Annotated in this window: 20 protein-coding genes, 2 tRNA genes and 3 rRNA genes; 8 read left to right on the top strand and 17 right to left on the bottom strand. The window is 55.8% G+C overall.

The features are described from left to right. Positions 1–30: 30 nt before the first annotated feature. The 3 genes from AC5S16_RS12520 to AC5S16_RS12510 form a co-directional block, all read right to left on the bottom strand. Positions 31–423 (bottom strand): DUF2946 family protein, encoded by a 393-nt coding sequence (locus AC5S16_RS12520; protein WP_493930408.1) that lies wholly within the window; start codon positions 421–423, stop codon positions 31–33. A gap of 191 nt (positions 424–614) precedes the next feature. Next, on the bottom strand, positions 615–1,001 hold the full coding sequence (locus AC5S16_RS12515; RefSeq protein ID WP_493930407.1) for a hypothetical protein: 387 nt from the start codon (positions 999–1,001) through the stop codon (positions 615–617). Positions 1,002–1,488: 487 nt separating this feature from the next. Beyond that, positions 1,489–1,668 (bottom strand): hypothetical protein, encoded by a 180-nt coding sequence (locus tag AC5S16_RS12510; protein WP_493930406.1) that lies wholly within the window; start codon positions 1,666–1,668, stop codon positions 1,489–1,491. A 77-nt stretch (positions 1,669–1,745) separates the two neighbouring features. Between AC5S16_RS12510 and AC5S16_RS12505 the strand changes: the two genes are divergently transcribed. Further along, a complete protein-coding gene (locus tag AC5S16_RS12505; RefSeq protein ID WP_493930405.1) occupies positions 1,746–1,970 on the top strand; it encodes a hypothetical protein in 225 nt (74 codons plus the stop codon). A 214-nt stretch (positions 1,971–2,184) separates the two neighbouring features. Here AC5S16_RS12505 and AC5S16_RS12500 read toward each other — a convergent pair whose 3' ends face one another. From AC5S16_RS12500 to AC5S16_RS12490, 3 genes are all read right to left on the bottom strand, one after another. Then, positions 2,185–2,466, bottom strand: a complete 282-nt coding sequence (locus tag AC5S16_RS12500) for a dihydrofolate reductase family protein (RefSeq protein ID WP_493930404.1) — start codon at positions 2,464–2,466, stop codon at positions 2,185–2,187. A 15-nt stretch (positions 2,467–2,481) separates the two neighbouring features. Continuing rightward, the gene (locus tag AC5S16_RS12495) at positions 2,482–2,838 is read right to left on the bottom strand and encodes a YciI family protein (RefSeq protein WP_493930403.1); all 357 of its coding nucleotides are present in this window, start codon (positions 2,836–2,838) and stop codon (positions 2,482–2,484) included. A gap of 149 nt (positions 2,839–2,987) precedes the next feature. Then, positions 2,988–3,845: an alpha/beta fold hydrolase gene (locus tag AC5S16_RS12490; protein ID WP_493930402.1), complete on the bottom strand. Its 858-nt coding sequence runs from the start codon at positions 3,843–3,845 to the stop codon at positions 2,988–2,990. A 61-nt stretch (positions 3,846–3,906) separates the two neighbouring features. Here AC5S16_RS12490 and AC5S16_RS12485 point away from each other — a divergent pair, with 61 nt between their 5' ends. The 3 genes from AC5S16_RS12485 (at position 3,907) to AC5S16_RS12475 (ending at position 8,504) form a co-directional block, all read left to right on the top strand. Then, the gene (locus tag AC5S16_RS12485) at positions 3,907–4,380 is read left to right on the top strand and encodes a MarR family winged helix-turn-helix transcriptional regulator (RefSeq protein ID WP_493930401.1); all 474 of its coding nucleotides are present in this window, start codon (positions 3,907–3,909) and stop codon (positions 4,378–4,380) included. 2 nt (positions 4,381–4,382) lie between these two features. Then, positions 4,383–6,020, top strand: a complete 1,638-nt coding sequence (locus AC5S16_RS12480; RefSeq protein WP_493930400.1) for a chloride channel protein — start codon at positions 4,383–4,385, stop codon at positions 6,018–6,020. A 114-nt stretch (positions 6,021–6,134) separates the two neighbouring features. Then, positions 6,135–8,504, top strand: a complete 2,370-nt coding sequence (locus AC5S16_RS12475) for a glycoside hydrolase family 31 protein (RefSeq protein WP_493930399.1) — start codon at positions 6,135–6,137, stop codon at positions 8,502–8,504. A 36-nt stretch (positions 8,505–8,540) separates the two neighbouring features. On the opposite strand, the gene AC5S16_RS12470 is transcribed toward AC5S16_RS12475, so the two are convergent. After that, complete coding sequence (locus AC5S16_RS12470) at positions 8,541–8,927, bottom strand: type II toxin-antitoxin system VapC family toxin (protein WP_493930398.1); 387 nt, start codon at positions 8,925–8,927, stop codon at positions 8,541–8,543. Beyond that, positions 8,924–9,184, bottom strand: a complete 261-nt coding sequence (locus AC5S16_RS12465) for a type II toxin-antitoxin system Phd/YefM family antitoxin (RefSeq protein WP_493930397.1) — start codon at positions 9,182–9,184, stop codon at positions 8,924–8,926. Before AC5S16_RS12465 ends, AC5S16_RS12470 begins: the two co-directional genes overlap by 4 nt. Positions 9,185–9,332: 148 nt before the next feature. Between AC5S16_RS12465 and AC5S16_RS12460 the strand changes: the two genes are divergently transcribed. Further along, on the top strand, positions 9,333–9,848 hold the full coding sequence (locus tag AC5S16_RS12460; RefSeq protein WP_493930396.1) for a hypothetical protein: 516 nt from the start codon (positions 9,333–9,335) through the stop codon (positions 9,846–9,848). Between the two features lie 162 nt (positions 9,849–10,010). Next, positions 10,011–10,724, top strand: coding sequence for a ribose 5-phosphate isomerase A (gene rpiA, locus AC5S16_RS12455; RefSeq protein ID WP_493930395.1), 714 nt, complete (start codon positions 10,011–10,013; stop codon positions 10,722–10,724). A gap of 275 nt (positions 10,725–10,999) precedes the next feature. Here rpiA and AC5S16_RS12450 read toward each other — a convergent pair whose 3' ends face one another. The 8 genes from AC5S16_RS12450 to AC5S16_RS12415 form a co-directional block, all read right to left on the bottom strand. Then, a complete protein-coding gene (locus tag AC5S16_RS12450) occupies positions 11,000–11,626 on the bottom strand; it encodes a Uma2 family endonuclease (RefSeq protein WP_493930394.1) in 627 nt (208 codons plus the stop codon). A 60-nt stretch (positions 11,627–11,686) separates the two neighbouring features. Continuing rightward, positions 11,687–11,803: ribosomal RNA gene (rrf, locus tag AC5S16_RS12445) — 5S ribosomal RNA — on the bottom strand. Between the two features lie 311 nt (positions 11,804–12,114). Then, positions 12,115–15,036: ribosomal RNA gene (locus AC5S16_RS12440) — 23S ribosomal RNA — on the bottom strand. Positions 15,037–15,372: 336 nt separating this feature from the next. Next, a tRNA-Ala gene (locus AC5S16_RS12435) sits at positions 15,373–15,448 on the bottom strand. An 11-nt stretch (positions 15,449–15,459) separates the two neighbouring features. Then, a tRNA-Ile gene (locus tag AC5S16_RS12430) sits at positions 15,460–15,536 on the bottom strand. 283 nt (positions 15,537–15,819) lie between these two features. Continuing rightward, positions 15,820–17,319, bottom strand: a 16S ribosomal RNA gene (locus tag AC5S16_RS12425). Together the 16S, 23S and 5S rRNA genes with 2 tRNA genes alongside form the textbook arrangement of a ribosomal RNA operon. Before the next feature lie 928 nt (positions 17,320–18,247). Continuing rightward, a complete protein-coding gene (locus AC5S16_RS12420) occupies positions 18,248–19,705 on the bottom strand; it encodes a M48 family metallopeptidase (RefSeq protein ID WP_493930393.1) in 1,458 nt (485 codons plus the stop codon). Positions 19,706–19,808: 103 nt separating this feature from the next. Then, positions 19,809–20,495, bottom strand: coding sequence for a MarC family protein (locus AC5S16_RS12415; RefSeq protein ID WP_493930392.1), 687 nt, complete (start codon positions 20,493–20,495; stop codon positions 19,809–19,811). Positions 20,496–20,697: 202 nt separating this feature from the next. Here AC5S16_RS12415 and AC5S16_RS12410 point away from each other — a divergent pair, with 202 nt between their 5' ends. Together AC5S16_RS12410 and AC5S16_RS12405 are read left to right on the top strand one after the other, a co-directional pair. Beyond that, entirely contained in the window at positions 20,698–21,639 is a 942-nt protein-coding gene (locus AC5S16_RS12410; RefSeq protein ID WP_493930391.1) for a branched-chain amino acid transaminase, read from the top strand. A 135-nt stretch (positions 21,640–21,774) separates the two neighbouring features. Then, positions 21,775–22,416: an O-methyltransferase gene (locus AC5S16_RS12405; protein ID WP_493930390.1), complete on the top strand. Its 642-nt coding sequence runs from the start codon at positions 21,775–21,777 to the stop codon at positions 22,414–22,416. A gap of 125 nt (positions 22,417–22,541) precedes the next feature. On the opposite strand, the gene AC5S16_RS12400 is transcribed toward AC5S16_RS12405, so the two are convergent. Then, positions 22,542–24,089 carry a VWA domain-containing protein gene (locus AC5S16_RS12400; RefSeq protein ID WP_493930389.1) on the bottom strand — a complete coding sequence of 516 codons (1,548 nt, stop codon included), beginning with the start codon at positions 24,087–24,089 and terminating at the stop codon, positions 22,542–22,544. Between the last annotated feature and the right edge of the window lie 79 nt (positions 24,090–24,168).

Below are 24,168 nucleotides of genomic sequence, written 5' to 3'. Positions count from 1 at the left end.
CATGCGGCTGCAAGCCAAAAGATCGTTGTCTTAGGCGATTTCGCTGAAGCTGGGTGGACCTCGTTTGGGATTGGCGCGATCCGTGGGACTGACGTGCTCGACATTTGCGATCCGGATTGGAGTGCTGCGATCTTCGTCACGAAATTGAGCCAACCCGTTCGGTTGATTCCATAACGGGTTGCTATGCGCCGACAGTGCTAATCCAGGGGCATAGGGACATTTCTCCGTGAGTTGGGCAATCTGTGGAGTTGAGGAGGATTGCTCAGACTGTCCTTCTGCGTGCATCACGATGCGCATCGCGCACTTGTGCTTGCCATGCGTTCGGCAGCACGCGGGTAATGTTGCGTCCAGAGCCTGCGAAGAACTGAATCCGACCTGTGCGAAAGGCAAAAGAAGGCTGAGGATCAGGAGCCATGCGCTCATCTGGCCACTCCATCTCTGCTTCCTTTGCTGTAAAGCTGTGTGCACGGTCTCGTCTTCGATTGCAATAGGTTCTGGCTGGCCGTAGATGCAGCACGGCCTTTATGCAACTCAGAGGGATGGGCGGACAAACGCTCATGCGCATGGAAACTCACGAGGAGAGCCAATCTTCGGAGCTGCTTATAGGAGAAGAACTAGAGCGAGAAAGAGGAGGGAGGGCCCCGCTTTTGGCGCGAGCGGCCACGGGAGATGCGGAGCTTGGATTCGGTTTGTGCTGTGCCTGCGGGGTGGGAAATCAGTTCCGCAAAGACCGCCTGCGTTGTCGGCGGAACAAAGGCGTCGTCATGAACTACGGCTACACTTGCCGGGCGATAGGGGCACTTCTCGGCGGGTGCCTGGAACTGCGGATCGCGGCTTGCCAGTTGGCTGCGCTCCGCCATACCCGACATGCAGTGATGCTTACCGTTCCTGCGGCAGCACGCAGGCAGATTCGCCTCGCTCTTAGGCGTCAATGCCAGGAGCGGTTGGACGAGTGGCAGACCCAGTAGGGCCAGCAACGTGATGGCAAGAAGTTTCCGCAATGCTGCTATTGAAGCATTCCACTTCGTTTTGCGCAAACTGTATACGGCAATCGAATTCTCTGGTTTCCACTCCGCTCGTGAACCGAAATAACCGAATTTTCACACCTGACTTTAGAGAGCTGCCGCAATACCAGTTCTAACGGAGGTTCATTAGGCAAAGAACTCGCTCGCAACTCCCGAAAACGAAACAGTTCTGAATGAATGGTTCGGGGCCTACCTTAACGACCTTTCCAATTCCCGAGACGCCCCAGATGCTATGGACGCGTCGTCCGAAGGACGGGGGCGTAGCTCGTTCCAGAAAAAATTTGTCGCCAGGATTGATCTCGCAAGACTCCATCTGGATGATTAAGTGCCCGTCTGCTGGACGCTCGGGTAGCGGCACGTCTCTAATGTCCACCTCTCCGCTTTCACCTGCACAGATTGCTTTCATAGAACTTCTTCGTTCGACGAGATTTTTTCTCCCGCCGACCAGCATGCACATTTGCCGTCAGCGGAGCCGCTCAACAAGGTGGAGATTTATGGCTGAAAGAGGCCCTCCAAGTTGTTGCAAAGCTCCGCCTGTGCGCAATGAGCCCAAGTCAATTCCGGCAAAACCAATTTCTTCAAGAAGCGAGACCACTTTGTCTTTTGCTGCTTGATCGTCACCGGACACAAAGATGACCGTCATCGGCTTGTCTTTGGAGAAATCGCTGATCCATCGCGGCGGCCTTTCTGAAGAATCATATGCCGCTGGATAGATATCAAATGGCGGAGCATTTTCAGACCGGCGTCAACCTGACAAAGGCCCGCGTGGGATATATGTTCCTTCCATCCTCTGCAAACGACTTTGTTCCTGATGGGGTCGTGCTGCGAACTCCAGGTTTTTCTATCGGGCCGCTGGACACGTTTGCTCTATGGTCTCGTAGCAATGTAGACCCCCTTGTTCACCGCATGATCAGCCTCCTCAAGGAAATCAAAAGGGAGTCATAAGGACGAAGGGAAAGAAGTGCGGAGTCTGCCAATGCGGCATGTCTTCGCAGCTCTGGCTGGTTCGTCGGCAACCCGGAAACTACGCTCTAAGGTCAAGATTCTTTTGCCCGCCTTATGCGGAGCAGTGGAAAAACTCGCTGTGGAATAGGATGCACAAACTGTCTAAATTCGGTACGTATCGGGCCCCCCGCAACCATTCGAATTTTCCGGTGCACTATCCGGTCTTCAAAGGCCCGGCAATGTATTTCGTCGCCGCATTGAGGCCGTCCGCCATCGGACTGCTCGGCGCCTTTGGCCAGAAACCCGACCAGAGATCGTATGTGCGACGGCCAAGCAGCAGATCGAAGCTCCCGCCATACGCGGCGAGGATCGCATCTCTGCCAGCGGGGATCCGATAGGGCGCGGTCCAGTCGCCGTAGGGGAAATCTCCGTCATCGGCTGTGTGCTGGATCACGCCGTCCAGCGAGATGTGTTCGAAAATTCTGAGCTTTCTCATTGCGAGTCTCCTCTCCTAAGTCTGGCCATCATTCGCTGGTTGGAAGAATATCTCTCGCACCTCGACCTGCCCCCGAGTAGCGACGACGCCTTTGCGCGCCCACGCCAGCGCCTCGTCCATGCCAGCGCATTCCAATATCCAAAAACCGCCGATGTGTTCCTTGGTCTCAAGGTACGGCCCGTCGGTGATGAGGACTCCGCCATCGGTCTGCGGTCGCAGCGATTTCGCGGCCCCAAGGCCGCAAGCGAATTTCCTGACGCCGGCAGCAATCATCTCTTTGTTGAGCGCGTGGATCTCGCGGCCCAGCGCTTCGTCCATCTGGGACGGGTCGAAGTCGTCGGGGAGGTAACCAGCAACTAAATATTGCGGCATTGTCTTCTCCTGTAAAGTCGTGCAGGCGGGGTTCTCTGCCGGGCCTGCACTACAACGACAAATGGCCAGACCGGAATTCGACAAGCTGTCGGGAAAATTTATTTCTGGGAATTTTTTGAGGCTGGCACTGCCATTTCACCTGATAAGTTCTAGTTACTGCCAAGGAACGCAAGTATAGCGGAGTTGAACTGCTTCGGCTTTTGTAGCGGCGCGAAATGGCTTACGCCGGGGAGAACGATGAACCGAGCATGCGGAATGCTCCGCGCGAGATATTCTGCATGTTCACGCCTGATAAATTCATCGTGCTCACTCTGCACAATCATCACTGGCACGGAGATCTTTGCGAGATCGCCCACTGAGTAGTTGGGCTGTGTTCTCTGCATCAGAGAAACGTCTTCGACCAGATGCCTGAAGTTATCCGGCGTGGGCGACAGTTGCGCATAGTCCTTTGTGTGGCGGGCGAAACAGCGGTTCAAAGCTGGAGTGGCTTCGAATGGCTTTACGCCGCTCGGATCCATATTGCAGGCAAAGAAGAATACTCCCGATACGCGCATAGGGGCTCTTGCCGCAAGGACTAATGCGATACAGGCACCGTCACTCCAGCCAACGAAGCTGGCCTTTTCCATGTGCAGTGCATCCATCACTGCCAGAACATCGGATGCCATCAATTCATAAGAAAACGGACGCGCATCGCGAGTACTGCGCCCATGACCTCGGCTGTCGATCACCACGGCACGGTAGCCGCTCCTGATGAGAGCGGGAACCTGGTAACCCCAGTTGCCGCTGTGACCGAGCCCGCCATGCAGCAGAATGACGGGCGAGCCCGAGCCAAAAGCGGCATACCAGATGCGGGCGCCGTCATGTTCGACATAACCTTGATCGTTTGTGTCCGGCAGCGGCAAAGCACCGTCTGCCTCGAATTTTGTGAGGCCGTCGTCAAATGCTTCCATCCTGCCCAGCATACATTCAGGAACTTGTGCGTGCTTCGGCCTCTGCGAGCCAGCCATTGCAAAAATCCGGCGATGGAGGAACATATCGCAATACGATTTATCGTGTTACGATATAAATATGCCATCCACCGCAGAGGCCCTCCGAGCCATAGATCAGCCGACGTTCACCCGCAGCCAGGTGCAGCGGCTGGCCGAGTTTCGCTTCCAGCTCCGCCGCTTCCTGCACTTCAGCCAAGCCGCTGCGGAAGGCGCCGGGATTCGCCCTCAGCAATACCAGCTTCTGCAATGCGTCTATGGCATACCTGACGGGCTTGATCCCACCATCGCGAATGTGGCTGCGCGCATGCTGCTCAAGCACAACAGCGCTGTCGAGCTTGTAGACCGCACCGTCGAACAGGGCCTGCTGCGGCGCATTCCGGATGCGACCGATCATCGCCGCATCCTGCTGCGTGTCACCACACAGGGCGAACGCCTGCTGAACTCGCTCGCCGCCTACCATTTGAAAGAACTCGAAGAGGCTGGCCCCGAGCTCATTCGCGCTCTTCGCCGAGTTTTACTGATGAAGAGCGAACCGCAGAGAAAGAGAGCCTGATCTTGCCGCCGCTGACTTCCGCCTTCCGCTCGCATCTGCGCGATTTCACTGCCGATCCACGCATGCTGCTTTTAAGCGGCCTGGCGTTGATTCTTGGCGCTGCCGGAGCGGGACTTGCCTATCTTCTGCTGCACCTTATTTACGCTGCGACCAACATCTTTTACTATCACCGGCTGGGCTGGCAGTTCGTCTCGCCTGCGCAGAACCATCTGCATTGGCTTGCCGTCTTCATCCCGATCATTGGCGGCATCATCATCGGCTTTATGGCGCGCTATGGATCGAGCAAGATTCGCGGCCATGGAATGCCTGAGGCCATTGAAGCGATTCTCATCCACGGCGCAAAAGTCGATGCACGCGTGGCCTTCTTCAAGCCGCTTTCTGCAGCTATCGCAATTGGTTCCGGCGGTCCATTCGGCGCGGAAGGCCCCATCATCATGACTGCAGGTTCGGTGGGCTCACTCTTCGGACAGATGTTTCGCTTAAGCGACGCCGAGCGCACAACCATGCTGGTTGCCGGAGCAGCGGCAGGCATGGCTGGAGTCTTTGCTACTCCGCTCTCTGCTGTTCTGCTTGCCGTTGAGCTGCTGCTCTTCGAGTGGCGTCCGCGAAGCCTCGTGCCGGTTGCCGTTGCTGCAACCACTGCGGGCGCACTGCGCCATTATCTGCTCGGCAATGGTCCTCTCTTCCCCATGGCAGAGATGATGGGCACAGTCACGCCGCGCTCGGTTCTTGCCGCGCTTCTGGTGGGCGTGATTGGCGGTCTGCTGGCGCTTCTGTTAAGCCGCGCCGTTTATGCAAGCGAAGACCTCTTTGAAAATCATCTTCCTTTGCACTGGATGTGGTGGCCGGCCATCGGCGGCATCGTGATCGGTCTTGGCGGACTCATCTTCCCGCGCGCGCTGGGCACCGGATACGATGTGATCGCATCACTGATCGGCGGCAATCAGACATGGCAGCTGATTGCTGGAGTGCTCATCGTGAAAAGCATTATCTGGGCTTTCTCGCTCGGCTCCGGGACCTCCGGCGGCATTCTTGCGCCGCTGCTCATGATCGGCGGAGCGCTCGGCGCGCTGTTGTCGCCGGCTCTGCCATTTCTCCAAACCGGCGCATGGCCGCTGATTGGAATGGCTGCAGTTCTTTCAGGAGCAATCGGCTGCCCTCTTACCGCAGCGGTACTCGCCATGGAACTGACTCATAATTACAGCCTGATGCTGCCTCTTCTCGGCAGCTCCGTTGCGGCGCACGCATTCACGGTGCTCTTCCAGCGGCGCTCGATCCTGACAGAACGCCTCAGTCGCCGTGGATATCACCTGAGCCGCGAATACTCCGTCGATCCTTTGGAGATCATGACCGTCTCTCAGGCGATGCGTGAGTGCAGTGACACTGATCCTGCACAGTACCCGGCAGAACATGTCGCCTACGCAGACGAAACTCTGCGCGCGGTGGCAGAACGGATGGCAGCCGCGCACATCAGCGAGATGCCGGTTGTTGAAGCCGGCACCGGAAACCTTGCCGGCCTCATCAACCTCCAGGATCTTCTGCAGGCGCGTTTCCGCTCTTATGAGAGAGAAAAGAAGCAGCAGAGGATACGGCAGCTCCGCATCCCCTTTGGCAATTTACGCGTAACGGAGAGCGAGTAGGACTTCAAATATCTGCGTTTGTTGTGCTCTCCGCGCCTGGAGCGCTTTTATTTCGCCACAATAAATAAAACGATTTAGACTCATACGCGGAGACAAGGGGAGTCTGAAACGCGGATGATTCGCAAGTTTTCTCTGGCAGTTCTTCTTTCGGCCATATCTCTTTTCGCACAGGCACAGGCAACAGACCAGCGTGTCGTTATCGAGCGCGGGCCTTCCACGATTGTGCTCGAGCCTTATGCACCGAACATCATCCGCGTCACGCTCAGCCTGCAGAAAGAACCGGCTCTCGCCGCTGCCGGCTACGGCGTGATTGCTACTCCTGCTGCGGAAGGCTGGCATCATGAGAAGAAAGATGTGGATGAGGTGTATCAATCCTCGCAGCTGGTTGTGACGCTGAAAGGGTGGCGCCAGGGCAAGACTCGTCCGCCGCAATCCATCATGGATCCGGGAAAATACTTCAGCGGTTCAACTCCCGGAGCGGACATTACCTTCGCCACAACTGACGGCAAGCTGCTTGCTGAGATGAGCGGCTGGTCCATGTCCGAGCTCAATCATAAAGACGGCAATTCGCAGGCCCTCTATGATCGCCGCTCCACTGATCCGGAGTTTTATCAGGTTGGCGCGAGCTTCGTTTCGCCTGAGGACGAGCGCTACTATGGCCTCGGCCAGAATCAGGAAGGCTTTCTCGATCATCGCGGCCATGTCGTCCGCTGCTGGCATGATTACAATGCAGCCGGCGGCCAGAGCGTATGTGTGCCTTTCATGGTTACAAATTACGGCTATGGCATCCTGTGGGACAATCCATCGAAGACCACCATCGCTCCCGGATTCAATGAGCGCACTGCCTGGACATCAGAGACAGGCAATCGCATCTCATTCTTTCTGATCGCGGGCAAGACTACGGATGAGATTTATGCCGGGTATCGCCTGCTCACCGGACCTACTCCGTTGCTCCCCAAAGCTGCTTATGGATATATCCAGTGCAAGCAGCGCTATCGCTCACAGGATGAGGTCCTGGCCGTAGCCAAGGGCTATCGCGAGCGCCATCTGCCTGCCGATGTGATCGTCGTTGATTGGCTCTACTACTCTAAGATGGGCCAGTTTGATTTTGTTCCCGACCTGTGGCCTGATCCGGCAGCGATGAACAAACAGCTGCATGAGATGGGCTTTCAGACGATGATCAGTGTGTGGCCGCGCTTCGAGCTCGGCTCGCGCTACTACGATTTTCTCCGCGAGAAAGGCTGGCTCGAGCATCTCGCCGACGGTACGCCCACCAACGGCCTGCCTTATGACAAAGCCGGCTCCGATATCGACACCACCAACCCTGACGCTGCGCACTGGTATTGGGACCGTATCAAGGAACATATCCTGAGCAAAGGCTTTGACTCCATCTGGGCCGATGAGACTGAGCCCGATATTCCGCCGAACGGAAGCTACCTGCACATTGGCCCCGGCACGCAATTCTTCAACGTGTATCCGCTCTTTCACACGGCAGCGCTCGCCGACGGCTTCCGCCGAGATAAGCATCGCGCGCTTATTCTCTCGCGTGATGCTTATCTCGGCGCGCAGCGCAACGGCGCCATCTTCTGGTCATCGGATATCACAGCAACATGGGATGCTTTCAAGCGCCAGATACCAACAGGTCTCGACTTCGCCGCGTCCGGCCTGACTTATTGGAGCAATGATACCGGCGGATGGCAGCCCCTGCCTGACATGCATCACCCTGCGCATCCGCCTCTGCTTGATCCATCCGGCGTGCGTGACAATGTCGGCAATTACGATGACTACCCCGAGCTCTATACGCGCTGGTTTGAGTACGCGACCTTTCTTCCCATCTTCCGCACACATGGAAGCCGCCGCTATAACGAAGTCTGGTCTTATGGCAGGCAGGCAGAGCCGATCTTAGAGAAGTATTTGAAACTAAGATATGAGTTGCTGCCTTATATCTACTCGCTTGGCTATCAGACTTATCAGACGGGCTCACCTTTTATGCGCGCGCTGTTCATGGACTTCCCCAACGATCCGAACGTCGCTGACATTCGCGATGAATATATGTTCGGACCGGCATTTCTTGTGGCTCCGGTAACCGAGCAGGGTGCAACCAGTCGCCAGGTTTATCTTCCCTCAGGCGCTGACTGGTACAACTACTGGACCAATCAGCGCTTGAAAGGCGGCCAGACCATCAACGTCAGTGCACCCATCGACACTATTCCGCTCTTCGTCCGCGCAGGCTCCATCCTTCCGCTCGGCTCATATATTGAGAACACTGCGCAGGAACAGAAAATTGCCAAGGTCCGTGTCTATCCTGGAACCGACGCTGACTTCACCTTGTTCCAGGATGACGGCAACACCTATGCCTACGAAAAAGGTGGTGCAAAGATCACGCGTCTTCACTGGGACAACGCGGCGCATCGGCTGACGCACACCGGAACAGAAGCATGGAGCGGATCTGACGCGCAGGTAGTCTCGGTTATCGGGAAATAAAAGCTCTCAAAACTTTGGAGCAATTAGGCGAGAAATCTACCAGATGCTCTTTACCGGATAGCGGTGGAAATGTGCATCCCTGGTCAGCACAGGGATATCTTCCGCAATGGCCTGCGCGATGAGTATCCGATCGAAAGGATCGCGATGATAAAAGTCCAGCGACTCAAGACGGAGCAGATGTTCTGAGCGCAACGGCAGAAGGCGAAAGGCATTCTTCTCCATTTCTGCCAAAAGAAAGGCGACGGAGTTACTGGGAACCCTTAGTGTGCCCTTCTGTATCTTGATGGTTGCTTCCCAAAGCGAACTGTACCCAACCAGCAAATCAGATTTCGGATCAGCGATGATTCGCTTGACGCGAGCAGACAGCCGCGCATCATCGCTGATCCACCACAAAAAGGTATGCGTGTCGAGGAGGGCCCTCACTTCTCTTCATCCGGAAAAAGCTGGCTGTTATAAAACATGTCTTCAATCTCCTTATTGGTTTCAGGAGAATTGAAGTCATCAGAAATCCAGATCTTCCCTTTAGCCGAACCCAGGATGCGACGCCTGGGCTTCTTCGGAACAGGCACGAGCTTCACCACAGGCTTTCCGGCCCGGGCAATGATAATCTCTTCGCCATTCTCGGCCCTCTGGATCAGCTTTGACAGGTTCGTCTTGGCGTCATGGATGTTGACTTCCATGCATCTCATCTTAGCTAACTTATTTAGCTAAGTAAAGATTCGGCACTTCGATATGCGGAGAAAGCACAAGTACAGCTACAATTGTTTCCGCTGAGACGCATGGAGCACCGAGGGCTGCCTCGTCTCGGAATGTTCAACGGAGGTTGTCTTGAAACCATTCACACTATCGCTGGCAGTCAGCTCACTCGTCCTGCTTGGCATACCTGCACTTGCACAGCATCCGCACGGCGGCGGTGGTGAGCATCCTGCTCCCATGCGCGGCCCGGCACCATTTCACGGCACTCCGAACATGGGTCCGAACCGTAACTTTGCTGACAGGGCCGGCCACCCGAATGCGCCCCACGTTGATGGAAATCGCTGGGTAGGTCACGACTATGGCCCTGGCGAGGCTCGCTTTCATCTCGACCATCCCTGGGAGCACGGCCGCTTCACTGGCGGTTTTGGCCCCGCGCACCGCTGGCGTCTTGTCGGTGGAGGCCCGTCGCGCTTCTGGTTCGGTGGCTTTTACTTCAGTGTCTTCGCCGATGACGTCGCCTATTGCAATGACTGGCTATGGGACTCAGACTACATCGTGCTCTACGAAGACCCTGACCACCCCGGCTGGTACCTGGCCTACAACACTCGCCTGGGAACCTACGTTCACGTCATGTACCTCGGCTCCTAGGTGCTGGCCGCACGGGCACACGCGCCTTCGGCGCAATTTCTGCCAATGGGAGCGGTTTCGATTTTTCTGCCCGCTCCCGTTGGTCGCTTTCTTTCGTGGCCGCCATTGTGTTTACAGAACGACTGGAATTTTTGCCTCGTGGCGTGATATGACCGAAGAATTATGACATTATCCACCCAGCACGACCCGGCAGAAGCAGCGAAACGCAAAGCAGCGGAATGGGCCGCCTCCCAGATTGAAGATGGAATGGCCGTCGGCCTTGGTACAGGCTCGACTTCGGCGCTCGTCATCGAAGAGGTGGGCCGCCGTGTCGCTGCAGGTCTCCGCATTACCTCCATCGCCACTTCGGAACAGTCGCACCGCCAGGCTGTTTCGCTCGGCATTCCCATAACCGACTTTGCCCACCAGCCACATCTTGACCTGACGATCGACGGTGCCGATGAGGTTGAAGAAGGCACGCTGCACCTGATCAAAGGCCATGGAGGCGCGCTGCTGCGTGAGAAGATTGTCGCCATGGCCAGCAGCCGCCTGCTCATCGCTGTCGATCCGCGCAAACTGGTGAAGACTCTCGGCTCGATCTTCACTGTGCCGGTTGAAGTCGTTCCCTTCGGATGGGAGACCACCGCCGCGCGCCTGCGCGATCACGGCTTTGCGCCCGAGCTGCGCGTAAATGATGACGGCAAGCCATACATCACCGACGGACAGCACTATATCCTGCACTGCGACCTGCCCAAGTCGGGACTTACTGCGGAGCAGGCAGCCGTTGCTTTGAAGGAGACCGTCGGAGTAGTAGAACATGGGCTTTTCTTAGGGATGGCGAGCCGGGTCGTGATTGGAAGCACGGATGGAATTCAGATTCTCGAAGCTAAAAACTGACGACAGCCTGTCCGATGACTCTCTTCGTCGATCAGATATCTGGTCATGATTGAAGTAACGGAATGACCCACTGAAGTCTGGGATAGTGGAAAAATCACGATTCATCGCGTACAGCACACCGCGAGGAGGGATCATGTCGAACTACGACAGTATTCGTAGTCACGGCGTTTTGTGCATTTGACCCTTACCTGCGATGTGGTTATCTGTTTGAAAAAGCCGAGAAATGCAAAAGCCTGTTCGAATTCTCGTGCAGTACCACCGGCCCTCAGCGAGACTTAAACTTCCGTGCCCTGATCAGAGTCCTCGTAGAGGCTCCAGACAGCAGCAACATCGAGCACAAAGCCTGCGACCGGTCCAGTGCCTGCGACTTTGTTTCCAATCTCCAAACGCACCGGGTGGCCCGGTTCGTAAATAAGGACATTGCGGCTGTATGGATCGATGAGCCATCCCAGTTGAGCGTCATTGGCAATCCAGGACTCCATCTTCTTTTTGGCTTTCGGAAGGCTATCGGAAGCCGACAACAACTCGATCACAAAGGCAGGGGCAAGATGCAGGAAGTGCTTCCTGTCTTCTTTGGTGAGGCCGTGCATCTGCTCCGCTGTGGCATAGGCAGAATCCGGACTGAGAGAGGAGCCATCCGGCAAGAAGAACCCTGCGTTGGAATCAAAAACTCTGCCCCGTCGATGCTGCTTCCACCAGTCTCTCAACTGGGAGCCAATCTCAATATTGCCGCTGCTGCTGTCTGCGCCTGTCGGTGCATTTACTACGATCGTGCCTTCCTTTGTTCTTTCCAATCTCGCCACATCATTCGCTGCGCACAGTTCCTCGAATTCCTCATCCGTAAGTGGCGGATCAAGCACAACGCTGCTTGGCAGCTTCGGGATTTCGAGAATGGTGTTCATGCACGTATTTTATGACGGAAAGCAAAAAGCCCGCTCGTAAGAGCGGGCTTTTTATGATTATGCCGGCGATCACCTAATCTCCCACACAATTTCTCGTGCAGTACCATCGGCCCAGCGAGGCTTAACTTCCGTGTTCGGGATGGGAACGGGTGTGACTCTCGCAGTATGGTCACCGGCAAATTGAGGCGCTTACAAGGCGTCTACACCTTGTGCCGAAATCCTGAGCGTTTTACGCGAAGGACCTCAAAGCACCTTAGAACTTGAGGGCGCTTGGCGGGCTGTTTCTCCCGCAGCCAGGTAACTTCAACGAGCTTTTTCTCTCGGAAGCGAAAACGGCAAACTGGCGCCACGTCGACAATCTTGAACTGCATTGCCGAAACTCTGATATCTCACAACGAAATCGATTGATTTTAAGGTGGGGACTAAAGTCCACACCTGTGACAAGGCTTGTTGAATTGTCTGGCAATACTCTGCACAGAATTAATTCTATGGTCAAGCCGAACGGGCGATTAGTACTGGTAAGCTACACGCATTACTGCGCTTCTACCTCCAGCCTATCAACCAGGTGGTCTTCCTGGGCCCTTCAGGGAGATCTCATCTTAGAGCGTGCTTCCCGCTTATATGCATTCAGCGGTTATCACAACCGAACTTCGCTACCCAGCCGTGCCATTGGCATGACAACTGGAACACAAGAGGTTCGTCCATCCCGGTCCTCTCGTACTAAGGACAGCCCTCTGCAAATCTCCTACGCCCACAGCAGATAGGGACCGAACTGTCTCGCGACGTTCTGAACCCAGCTCACGTACCGCTTTAATAGGCGAACAGCCTAACCCTTGGAACCTTCTACAGCTCCAGGATGCGATGAGCCGACATCGAGGTGCCAAACCATTGCGTCGATATGAACTCTTGGCAATGATCAGCCTGTTATCCCCGGCGTACCTTTTATCCGTTGAGCGATGGCCCTTCCATACAGAACCACCGGATCACTAAGGCCTGCTTTCGCATCTGCTCGACTTGTAGGTCTCACAGTTAACCACTCTTATGCCTTTGCACTCGACGGCTGATTTCCAAACAGCCTGAGAGTAGCTTCGCGCGCCTCCGATACAATTTAGGAGGCGACCGCCCCAGTCAAACTACCCGCCTAACTATGTCCCTCTCCCGGATGACGGGAGCAGGTTAGAATCACAACACTCACAGGGTGGTATCTCACCGGTGGCTCCTCCAAGCCCGAGAGCCTGGGATCAAAGCCTCCCACCTATCCTGCGCAGTAAGAGTCATAATTCATAGTTAAGGTGTAGTAAAGGTGCACGGGGTCTTTCCGTCTAGCTGCGGGTAACCGGCATCTTCACCGGTACTACAAGTTCGCCGAGCAACTCGTTAAGACAGTCGCACGATCGTTACGCCATTCGTGCAGGTCGGAACTTACCCGACAAGGAATTTCGCTACCTTAGGACCGTTATAGTTACGGCCGCCGTTCACCGGGGCTTCAATTCAAAGCTTCGCCTTGCGGCTAACCTCTCCTTTTAACCTTCCGGCACCGGGCAGGCGTCAGCCCCTATACGTCGTTTTAGACTTTGCAGAGACCTGTGTTTTTGTTAAACAGTCGCCGTGCGCATTTCACTGCGGCCCACCAGAGGTGGGCGACCCTTCTCCCGAAGTTACGGGTCCAATTTGCCGAGTTCCTTAACAAGCTTTCACTCGAGCGCCTTTGGATATTCTCCTCGTCTACCTGTGTCGGTTTGGGGTACGGTTCCCAACTACTCTCCTTAGAGGATTTTCTTGGCAGCGTGAACTCACCAGCTTTCGGCTATACAGCCTACTGCTTTACGCCTCACTGTTAAGCTCGCCCGGATTTTCCTAAGCGAACCAGCTTACGCGTATCGAACCCAATAGCCATAGTGGGCCCTGGTTATCCTTCTGCGTCTCCCCATCGTCAAACGAGAGCTGGGAGGTCCGGAATATTAACCGGATGTCCATCAGCTACGCCTTTCGGCCTCGCCTTAGGGACCGCCTAACCCTGAGCGGATTAACCTTCCTCAGGAAACCTTAGACTTTCGGCGCGGAGGGTTCTCACCTCCGTTATCGCTACTTATGCCGGCAGGGTCTCTTCGCAACGCTCCACCAGTCTTCTCAGTCTGGCTTCACTGCTGTTGAGAATGCTCTCCTACCACGCACACCATAGGTGTGCATCCGCTGCTTCGGTGTACAGTTTTAGCCCCGTTGTATTGTCGGCACCGGACCGCTTGACCAGTGAGCTATTACGCTTTCTTTAAAGGATGGCTGCTTCTAAGCCAACCTCCTGGCTGTCTGGGCGTTCCGACTTCCTTTCCCACTTAACTGTAACTTGGGGACCTTAGCAGGCGGTCTGGGCTGTTTCCCTCTCGACAATGGAGCTTAGCCCCCACTGTCTGACTCCCGGACTGGTTGTCAGTGGCATTCGAAGTTTGGTTGGATTCAGTAAGCCGGAAAGCCCCCTAGTCCATCCATGTCTCTACCACCACTGCAAATCATCCGAGGCTAGCCCTAAAGCTATTTCGGAGAGAACGAGCTATCACGGAATTTGATTAGCCTTTCACCCCTACCCTCAGCTCATCCGAGCTTTTTTCAACAAACACCGGTTCGGTCCTCCAGTGGGTGTTACCCCACCTTCAACCTGGCCAAGGGTAGATCATCCCGCTTCGCGTCTATTCCTGCCAACTGAACGCCCTATTCAGACTCGCTTTCGCTTCGGCTCGCTTACGCTTAACCTTGCTGACAAGAATAACTAGCCGGCTCATTATGCAATAGGCACGCGGTCAGGCATTCGCTTGCGCGCATAGCCCTCCCACTGCTTGTAGGCACACGGTTTCAGGTACTTTTCACTCCCCTAACAGGGGTTCTTTTCGCCTTTCCCTCACGGTACTGGTTCACTATCGGTCAGAAACGAGTATTTAGCCTTGCGGAATGGTCTCCGCGGATTCAAGCAGGGTTTCACGTGCCCCGCCTTACTCAGGTGCCTGCTTCGAGTCCGGATAGCTTTCGTCTACGCGCCTGTCACGCTCTATGGATCCCCTTTCCAGAGGATTCGACTAACTACCGGATTGGTAACTCTACTGTTGCAGGTCCTACAACCCCCGAGACACCGAAATGCCACGGGTTTGGGCTCATCCGATTTCGCTCGCCACTACTTTCGGAATCGAGGTTTCTTTCTTTTCCTCCAGGTACTGAGATGGTTCACTTCCCTGGGTTCGCTCGTGCCCGCCTATGTATTCAGCGGGCCGTTCCTGAGGTTTGCTCAGGAGGGTTTCCCCATTCGGAAATCTCCGGATATAACGCCTGTGTGCGGCTCCCCGAAGCTTATCGCAGCTTGCCACGTCCTTCATCGCCTGTTTCTGCCAAGGCATCCACCGTGCGCCCTTAGTAGCTTGCCCATAGAATTAATTCCATGCAGGAATTAAAACCTGGTATTACCGCCAATTGTGATTGCATCAACTTACAGACGCTTTTCACAAGAAGTTATTTTTGATCTAAAGACACTCAACTTGAACATGACTCGATCTGCCGGTCTAGACCAGACCCGCAAACCAAAGCCTTGCTCAGCCTTGTATTTACCCAATCGATTTCGTTGTCAAACATCCATGCATCAGCTTTCACCGATGCTCGCCCTGAGGCGGATCGAACATAGTCGAGACAACTTACGCTCGACTCTGCCCAAAGATCAACTTCCTCTACGGAAGCTCACCTTCAGGCAGTCTCTTGTACGGAATTGGTGGAGCTGAGGAGGATCGAACTCCTGACCCCCTGCTTGCAAAGCAGGTGCTCTCCCAGCTGAGCTACAGCCCCATCTTAAGTTATGGTGGGCCTGGGTAGATTCGAACTACCGACCTCACCCTTATCAGGGGTGCGCTCTAACCAACTGAGCTACAGGCCCGGCATTACTGCCCAGAAAAAACTAGACGAAACTATTTTAACTGAGCCCTATGCTCGTCGCGTGTGCGTACTCGAGAAAGTTTTCGAGGACCAGGCTGAACATGCTCGGCAGCTACGCTGCCGATGACCATCGATCTTGAACTTGAAGAAGCAGAGAAGGTTTGATTCAGGCTCCCTCAGCTTCCGTCAGGAACGGAGCCGAGGGGTGTATGGCACATTCATGCGCGACTCGAAAGTCGTCCGCCATCGCGGATACATGAGATTGCCATAACGTTCTCTCTTAGAAAGGAGGTGATCCAGCCGCAGGTTCTCCTACGGCTACCTTGTTACGACTTCACCCCAATCATGAATTACACCTTGGAAGGCTGCCCCCTTGCGGTTGGCTCACCTGCTTCTAGTACAACCCACTTTCGTGATGTGACGGGCGGTGTGTACAAGGCCCGGGAACGTATTCACCGCGGCATTCTGATCCGCGATTACTAGCGATTCCAGCTTCATGGAGTCGAGTTGCAGACTCCAATCCGAACTGAGGCCGGCTTTTTCCGATTAGCTCCCCCTCGCGGGTTTGCGACGGTTTGTACCGGCCATTGTAGCACGTGTGTAGCCCTGGACATAAAGGCCATGAGGACTTGACGTCATCCCCACCTTCCTCCCCGTTATCCGAGGCGGTCTCACCAGAGTGCCCAACTAAATGATGGCAACTGGCAATAAGGGTTGCGCTCGTTGCGGGACTTAACCCAACATCTCACGACACGAGCTGACGACAGCCATGCAGCACCTATATAGCAGCCTATTGCTAGGAAGGAATATTTCTACTCCGGTCCACTACATTTCGAGCCCAGGTAAGGTTCTTCGCGTTGCGTCGAATTAAACCACATGCTCCACCGCTTGTGCGGGCCCCCGTCAATTCCTTTGAGTTTCAGCCTTGCGACCGTACTCCCCAGGCGGATCGCTTAACGCGTTAGCTTCGGCACGGCGGGATTGGGTACCCGTCACACCAAGCGATCATCGTTTAGGGCTAGGACTACCAGGGTATCTAATCCTGTTTGCTCCCCTAGCTTTCGTGCATCAGCGTCAGTTATGGTCCAGTGAGCCGCTTTCGCCACAGGTGTTCCTCCCGATATCTACGCATTTCACCGCTACACCGGGAATTCCACTCACCTCTCCCACACTCGAGCCCGGTAGTTTCTCGTGCAGACTTCGAGTTGAGCCCGAAGATTTCACACAAGACTTACCGAACCGCCTACGCACCCTTTACGCCCAATAATTCCGAACAACGCTCGCCCCCCTCGTATTACCGCGGCTGCTGGCACGAAGTTAGCCGGGGCTTCTTCTTCCGGTACCGTCATAATCGTCCCGATCGAAAGGAGTTTACGTCCCAAGAGACTTCATCCTCCACGCGGCGTTGCTGCGTCAGGGTTTCCCCCATTGCGCAAAATTCCCCACTGCTGCCTCCCGTAGGAGTCTGGACCGTGTTTCAGTTCCAGTGTGTCCGTGCGCCCTCTCAGGCCGGATACAGATCACCGCCTTGGTGGGCCATTACCCCGCCAACTAGCTAATCTGCCGCGACCCCCTCCTTAAGCGAATTGCTCCTTTGACCCGTAGGTGTTATGCGGTATTAGCCTCGGTTTCCCGAAGTTATTCCCCACTCAAGGGTAGGTTAGTCACGTGTTACTCACCCGTGCGCCACTTTACTCAGGGCCGAAGCCCCTTTCTCGTTCGACTTGCATGTGTTAGGCACGCCGCCAGCGTTGATTCTGAGCCAGGATCAAACTCTCGTTTGAAACCTGAGGACTGCACTCGACCGACGGAGGTCAGCGAGGCAATCCACCCTGCAATGCTCGAAAGATTGCAGGGATAATATAGTGAGAATGATCAAACCGATCTTCTTCCATTCTCACGACTGGCATGTTCAACCTGATTGTCAAAGATCCTCAACAGTTACCGCCTGAGCGGACTGCTTCTGGATCGAGTGCGCGACCTCGTCGCGCGTCCTCGAACTTGTTGCGCCCTGTTTTTGCGCGAACTTTTTAAGATTATCAATCCTGCGTTAATGAGTCAAGCGATTCTTTCAAAAATCTTTATCGCTGACCGAATCACGTTTCGAACTATCCAGATCACCCTCGAAGACTATCTTCGAACCAAGTGAACGGGAGAATTTGTGATTCCCGCAAACCCTAAAAAGCCGCAACCGGCGCCAAACTCTAAAAGATCATCCGCAGAGCATACTCAGCGGAGGGCCCTCAGGCCCGTGGGAGCTAAACTCCCTGCTTGCAATGGATTGTCTGTTCAGATTGACGCTTCACGCGTCCTTCGAACTCACCGGATTTCGTCTTCCACTCGAACCATTCAAGGCCGGGGGCGAAACCGTTTTGATCCCACTGCTTCGTGTCGCTTTTGATCTTAACGCGCCGGCCAGATTCTTGCAAGTCGGCACGCTTTTTCGAGCAACAAGCACTTTCCAGCGCTCATCGCTGTCTCGAAGCGACAAGAGCAATACTAGCAACCGGCAACTATTCCCGCAACTGTTGAAAACTGTAAACAACTGTTGAAAAACGTGTTTCCATTAATGTTTACGCTTGTTTTAAGTGCGCGCCTGCATTGCGGACCGAATAAAACAAGCAAAATCACCCATGTAAGCACCATCGAGAGTGCGCCGATAGGCAAGTGCCTTAGAGCCCACGGAGCGCAGCCGAAGGGGCAAGTCACAAGTTATTTGATCCGAAATGTCCTCAGCATCTGCTCATACGTCGGACGCAGCGCCTCGAAATCCTTCTGCGGGGCCACAAACACCAGGTAGCTCAACGACCCGTCTTTCCGCGTAATCGCCACCATCCAGTCGCGCTCCGACTGCCCCTGATTCACAAACTCCACGCTTTTGCCCGGCTGCTGGTTCACGCGCACATCTTCGATATTCGTCACCGACTTCATGCCCGGGTTTTCCTTCTGCATCGCGGACACCAGCTGGTTCGTAGAGGTTGCCAGATCGGCAGCCTGATCCGGCCGGTAAGCATCGACCATCACGCCATAGACAATTGTGCTGTTTCCGTTCGTCGTGCTCACGCCGTTCTGCGGAGCTATCGTCGCGCCGTCCATCCTTTGCGAGGCCTGCCAGTTTCCCGGATATTGCACGGAAAACCCTGTGCTATCAAGAAGCTGCCAGTCACCGCTGGCCTTGAAGTCCACGGGCTGAGCTGTCAAGTTGTTCGGCCCATTGCTCGTTTCGTTGTTCGATCCATCACTCGACACATTGCTCGCCCCAGTCTTCCATTCACCGCTTGAAATCTGCTTCGCCGTATACGCGTGCATTCCCGATACGATCTTCTTGATCTTCTCGAACTCCGGCGTCGTCTTTACCCAATTCGAGCGCGGAGCAAGCGTGGCAATCTCAGCGTTAACGTATTCAGTCCGGTTGCCTGGGTTCGGATGGTCACTTAGAAACTGCGTTCCACCTGCGCCATATTTGCCCTGAATGATCTCGAAGAACTGCACCATGCCCCGCGGATCATACCCGGCATCATAAGCAATGTTTGTCCCCATCAGATCCGCCTGCCGCTCCGCATCGCGGCCCATTTTGAGGAAGGTCATCCCTGCCGCCGCGCCCACGCCCTGCGCCGCCAGCTGTCCGCCGATAACCCCTGCCGCCAATTGTCCAATAGCCCACAATGGAGCCTGAGACTGCTGCTTGGTGATGTTGCAGGTCGCGTGCCGCATCACCACGTGCGAAATCTCATGCGCCATCACGCCGGCCAGCTGCGCCTCGGTCTCCGCCGCCTGAATCGTCCCCAGGTTCACAAAGACAGGCCCGCCAGGCAGCGCAAAGGCATTGATGTCCACCTGGTTGACTACATGAAATTCATAAGGCCATTGGGTCCCGGTAGACGAAGCAGGAGCATACTGCACCAGCTTTGCACCCAGCCGCTGTATGTACTGCGTCACAGAGCTCGAATCCGGCAGCACCGGCATGGTCTTATACACCTGCTGCGCGGCCTTCTTGCCTTCGGCGATTTCCTTGTCGGGAGTAAAGGAATTCTTGCACGGAGGCGGTTGCTGAAAGCTGGCATGTACAGGAACGGGGGTTGCTGCCAAGAACAACAGTATGAGCAGGCTTGAAAAGATCCGCTTGTTATTCACAATGTGTTTCCGCTCGCGACGATTGCTCGTCGTCATTGCATCTGTCTGTATGAAGGCAAGGAATGTAAAACATTCCTTGCCTTCATACCCAAGGCCCGTGCGGCAAGCACCGCCCGCCGCGCAGGCGCCGCCGGAGGCATCAGTTCTGGCGCGCGATCACGCCCAGGTCTGTCAGTCCGTTCACGAAGAACTGCATTGCCAGCGCGACCAGCAACAGTCCCATAATACGCACCAGGATGCGGATGCCGGTCTCCCCCAGTATGCGCCGCAGCCGGTCCGCGCTGCTTAACACTCCATAGCTTGCGACTGCGGTAATCGCAATCGAGCCGATGATGGCAAACATCTGCCAGCGGTTCGGGGCCTGCCCGACCAGAACCATCACACTCGAAATCGCGCCAGGCCCGGCGAGCATCGGAATCCCCATCGGCACAATGCCCGCGTCTTCCTTGGCTGCGGCTTCGATCGTCTCGTCCGACGATTCCTGCGTCGGCGACCGCTTCGCCTCAAGCATATCGATGCCGATGAGAAGCAGGATCAGCCCGCCCGCAATCTCGAACGCTGGCAGTTTAATCCCAAAGAGGCTGAAGATAAACTGCCCGGCCAGCGCAAACGCCGTCAGCACAATAAAGCAGGTCAGAGCGGCCTTGCAGGCCATGCGTTTCCGCCGTTTCGCGTCCGCGCCCGCAGTAATGGCAATGAAGGTGCCCATCGCCGCAAAAGGATCGACGAGGAAAAAGATCGAGCTGAAGGCGAGCAGCGAAAAGCGCACATAAGCCGAATTCTGAAAATCGTGCAACGCCTGGTTCGCCGGTCCGTACATAACCATTGAGATGAAAGTTACTCTATTTCCTTGCAGAAACGCTATTCGATGGCGCGAACGTGTTCAGTGCCAAGCTTCCTCCGTGGAACCTTGGCGTCCTTAGCGCCTTGGCGGTGGATTTTTAAATTTCGATCGAGCCACAAACCCCGCCAACCGTACCTCCGCGACGATATAATCAACTTTCCGAAGGAAAGGAGCATCGGCTTCAATGCCTATCCAGCCCACCAGCAAAATCTGGCACAACGGCAACCTCATTCCCTGGGACAAAGCCCAGCTTCACGTCATGAGCCACGTCATCCACTACGGCTCATCCGTCTTTGAAGGCATCCGCTGCTACGGCCAGCCGCAGGGAGCGGCTGTCTTCCGCCTGCCCGAGCACATGCAGCGCCTCATCGACTCGGCCAAGATTTACCGCATGAACCTGCCCTATTCGCTCGACCAGCTTTCAAGCGCTGTCGTCGAGCTGATCGAAGCCAACGGCGTGGCGCCTTGCTACATCCGTCCCATTGCGCTGCGCGGATACGGCGAAGTCGGCGTGAACCCCAAGAACTCGCCCATCGAGGTCTACATCGTCAACTACCCCTGGGGCAAATACGTCGCCGGAGACAGCGGCGCCGACGTCTGCATCTCCTCCTGGAACCGCCTCGCGCCCAACACCATGCCTTCGCTCGCCAAGGCCGGCGCCAACTACATGAACTCGCAGCTCATCCGCATGGAAGCCGACACCAACGGCTACGCTGAAGGCATCGCGCTCGACACCAACGGCTACCTCTCGGAAGGCTCGGGGGAAAACCTCTTCATCGTGCGCAACGGCGTTATCTACACCTCGCCGCTTGCGAACTCGGTGCTTGCCGGAATCACGCGCGACTCCGTGCTGACGCTGGCCCGCCACTTCGGCATCCCTGTTGTCGAGCAGGCGCTGCCACGCGAGCTCGTCTACATTGCTGACGAAGTCTTCTTCACCGGAACCGCTGCGGAAGTCACGCACATCCGTTCGGTCGACAGGGTGCTGGTCGCCGACGGCAACATCGGCCCCATTACGAAGCAGCTTGCCGATGAGTTCTTCGGTATCGCCAATGGCCTCAAGCCCGACCGCTTCGGCTGGCTGACCCCGGTCAACGTCAACGCCGAACAGGCCGTTACCGTCTAACACGAACGATTGTTCGATGCGAAGGGCAGCTCGGGCTGCCCTTCCTCTTGCTCTGTGGAATTGTCATCCCGACCGTAGCGGAGGGACCTGCAGTTTCAGCCTGCGCTGATTTTTTATCTACATTTAGAACCAACAATGAGCCTCTTCCGCAAAAAACTGAAACAGGAACACAAAGTCATGCAGCAGGCCGAGCGCGCAAAGGGCACGCTCCTGCCCGAATACCACCGCCCCACTCCAGAGTGCCCTCATCCAAAGCGCTGGAGTATGTATGACTCCATGACTGCCGAGGCTGAAGTCCTCGAATTCCTTCGCACACTCGTCACCACCATCAAGCCGGAGCTGATTGTCGAGACCGGAGCATTCATGGGCGTCAGTACGATCTGGATGGCTGAAGGCCTCAAGCAGAACGGCTTCGGCAAAATCATCAGCTGCGAGCTCGACCCGCAGGTCTTCGCAAAGGCGCGGGAAAAAGTAGCGAGCTCCGGCCTGGCCGAATGGATCGACCTCAGAAACGAATCGAGCCTCGAAATGAAAATCGACGGACGAATTGATCTTCTCTTTACCGACAGCGACATGCCCGTCCGCGAGCAGGAGATTCTGCGCTTCCTCCCGCAGGTCAATCCACACGGCCTCATCCTGATGCATGACGCCAGCTCACATCTCAAGATCGTGCGCGAAGCCGCGCTGCGCCTCGAAGCCCAGGGCCTGCTCTCTGTCGTTCTGCTGCCTACGCCGCGCGGCCTGGTGGTCGCTCAGAAACGCGAAGGCCGCAGCTAGCATCGAGGTGCTCTTCTAGGTCAAATACAAAAACGTTTGTCATCCTGAGCGAAGTGACCGGAGGGAACGTAGTCGAAGGACCTGCTTTTTTGCCGGTTCCACCACAGCAGGTTCGCACTTTCGCATCATTTCATCACTTCCTTCTTCTTAACATCCACCGGAACCTCCAGCGAGCCCAGCCGCCCGCTGGTCATGTCCCATACCACCAGGTAGAGATACCGGTCGTCCTTCGACAGGTTCACTGTCTGATCCACTACTATCGGAGCATTCAGATTGCGGCGCAGTGCTTCCTCATTGAAAGTCAGTGTTACTTGCTCTGCATTACGATCCCGGGGGTAGCCATCGCCGGCAAGAGTGACAGACCCGATGCCCAGCACGGCCTGGGTCTTCCCATCCACGGACCGCCGCGTCAGCGCCTCAGCGGGCACCGAATAACGCAGCCGGAACGGCGTGGCTCCTTTCTTGGGCGGCGGCTCAGGCAGGGTTCCCGAAGGCGCAGGCAGGCTCACAACCGCGGGGTCCGACATAGGCAGCACGCGCGCCTGAAAGATGATCGGCTGGCTGCGCAATTCAGGCAGCTCGATCCGGTCTCCGTTGGCCATCAGGCGCGTTCTCGGCTTCGTTGGCTGTTCCGCTCCGCCACCGCTGCCATCCGCAAAATAACCGCTGCGATAACTGAGATGGTAGTGGCCCTCGCCTATTTCCACGCGCACCTTGTGCCACTTGTTATCGAAGCGGAAGTCATGCGGCGAATAAGTCAACGTATAGAAGCTGCTATCTGAATTGAGTAAGTGCTCGGCAATTTCCTTAAGCCCATTGCTGTTGTAGAAAGCCTGCCCTCCGGTGGCCTCCGCCACATTATTCATCACCGCATGCTGCGCAAACATGCCGGGGCCGCTGTAAACCGTAAGGCCGCGCGCGTCGATCGGATAGACAGCAATGCGCTCCTGCTCGAGCTCATCGTAAAGATTGCGCCATGCCGCGTAATCCTCATACACAGTGGGGTCCGGACGCAGAAACAGCGTGGAGCCGCCCGAGAACCACAGAATATTCTTCCGTCCCGGCAACTGGCCCAGCGAGAGCGCGATCTGGTGCAGCGTATCGATGTCGCTCAAGTATTCGCGCCCCGTAGGAGGAAAGCGCGGGATCGCCTTATGCACTGCAGCCAGCAGCAGCTTCCGGTCGGGAGTGAGGTTCTGCACCAGAAAACAATTCGCCGCGCGCAGATAGATCGCCAGTGGCTGCCCTTCCGGCTGCTCGTTAAGAAACTTCGTCAGCTGATAGTTGAGATACATCTGGTCGGGCATGTTGAGGTTGGCAATGTCGATGACGATGACATTCAGCACCGGCGGCAGATGCTGAAGATAGTCATTGCTGTAAACGCCCGCTGAAGCGGCGGACGAGGCTGCCTGCACCGTCGGAGCTGGAGCGCTCGCGTGTTCCTCAAAGCTCGTGATCATCTGCGGCTGCTTGTTATCGAAAATGCGGAAGATGGATTGCGGCAGTCCATGAACGGGATTGCCCTTCGCATCGGTGACCGTGACATCGGTAAGCACAACGCGAGAGTTCGCATGAATCGTATAACCGGGCGCTTGCGTTTGCTGAGAGTAGGCTGGAGCCGCGCTGAGAAGAGCCACTGCCAGAACAGCGAAAAACCTTCGCGAGATCATCATTCACCCGGAGCACAATTGCCGCTCACCGCTTTTATGGACGCGCGCCCGGGGCGTTTAGTTGCGGTATTTGTGCGGGTTT

The organism is Acidobacterium sp. FHG110202_01, assembly GCF_059115305.1.
The sequence above is the reverse complement of the archived record's forward strand: the minus strand, read 5'-3'. Positions and strand labels throughout refer to the sequence as shown.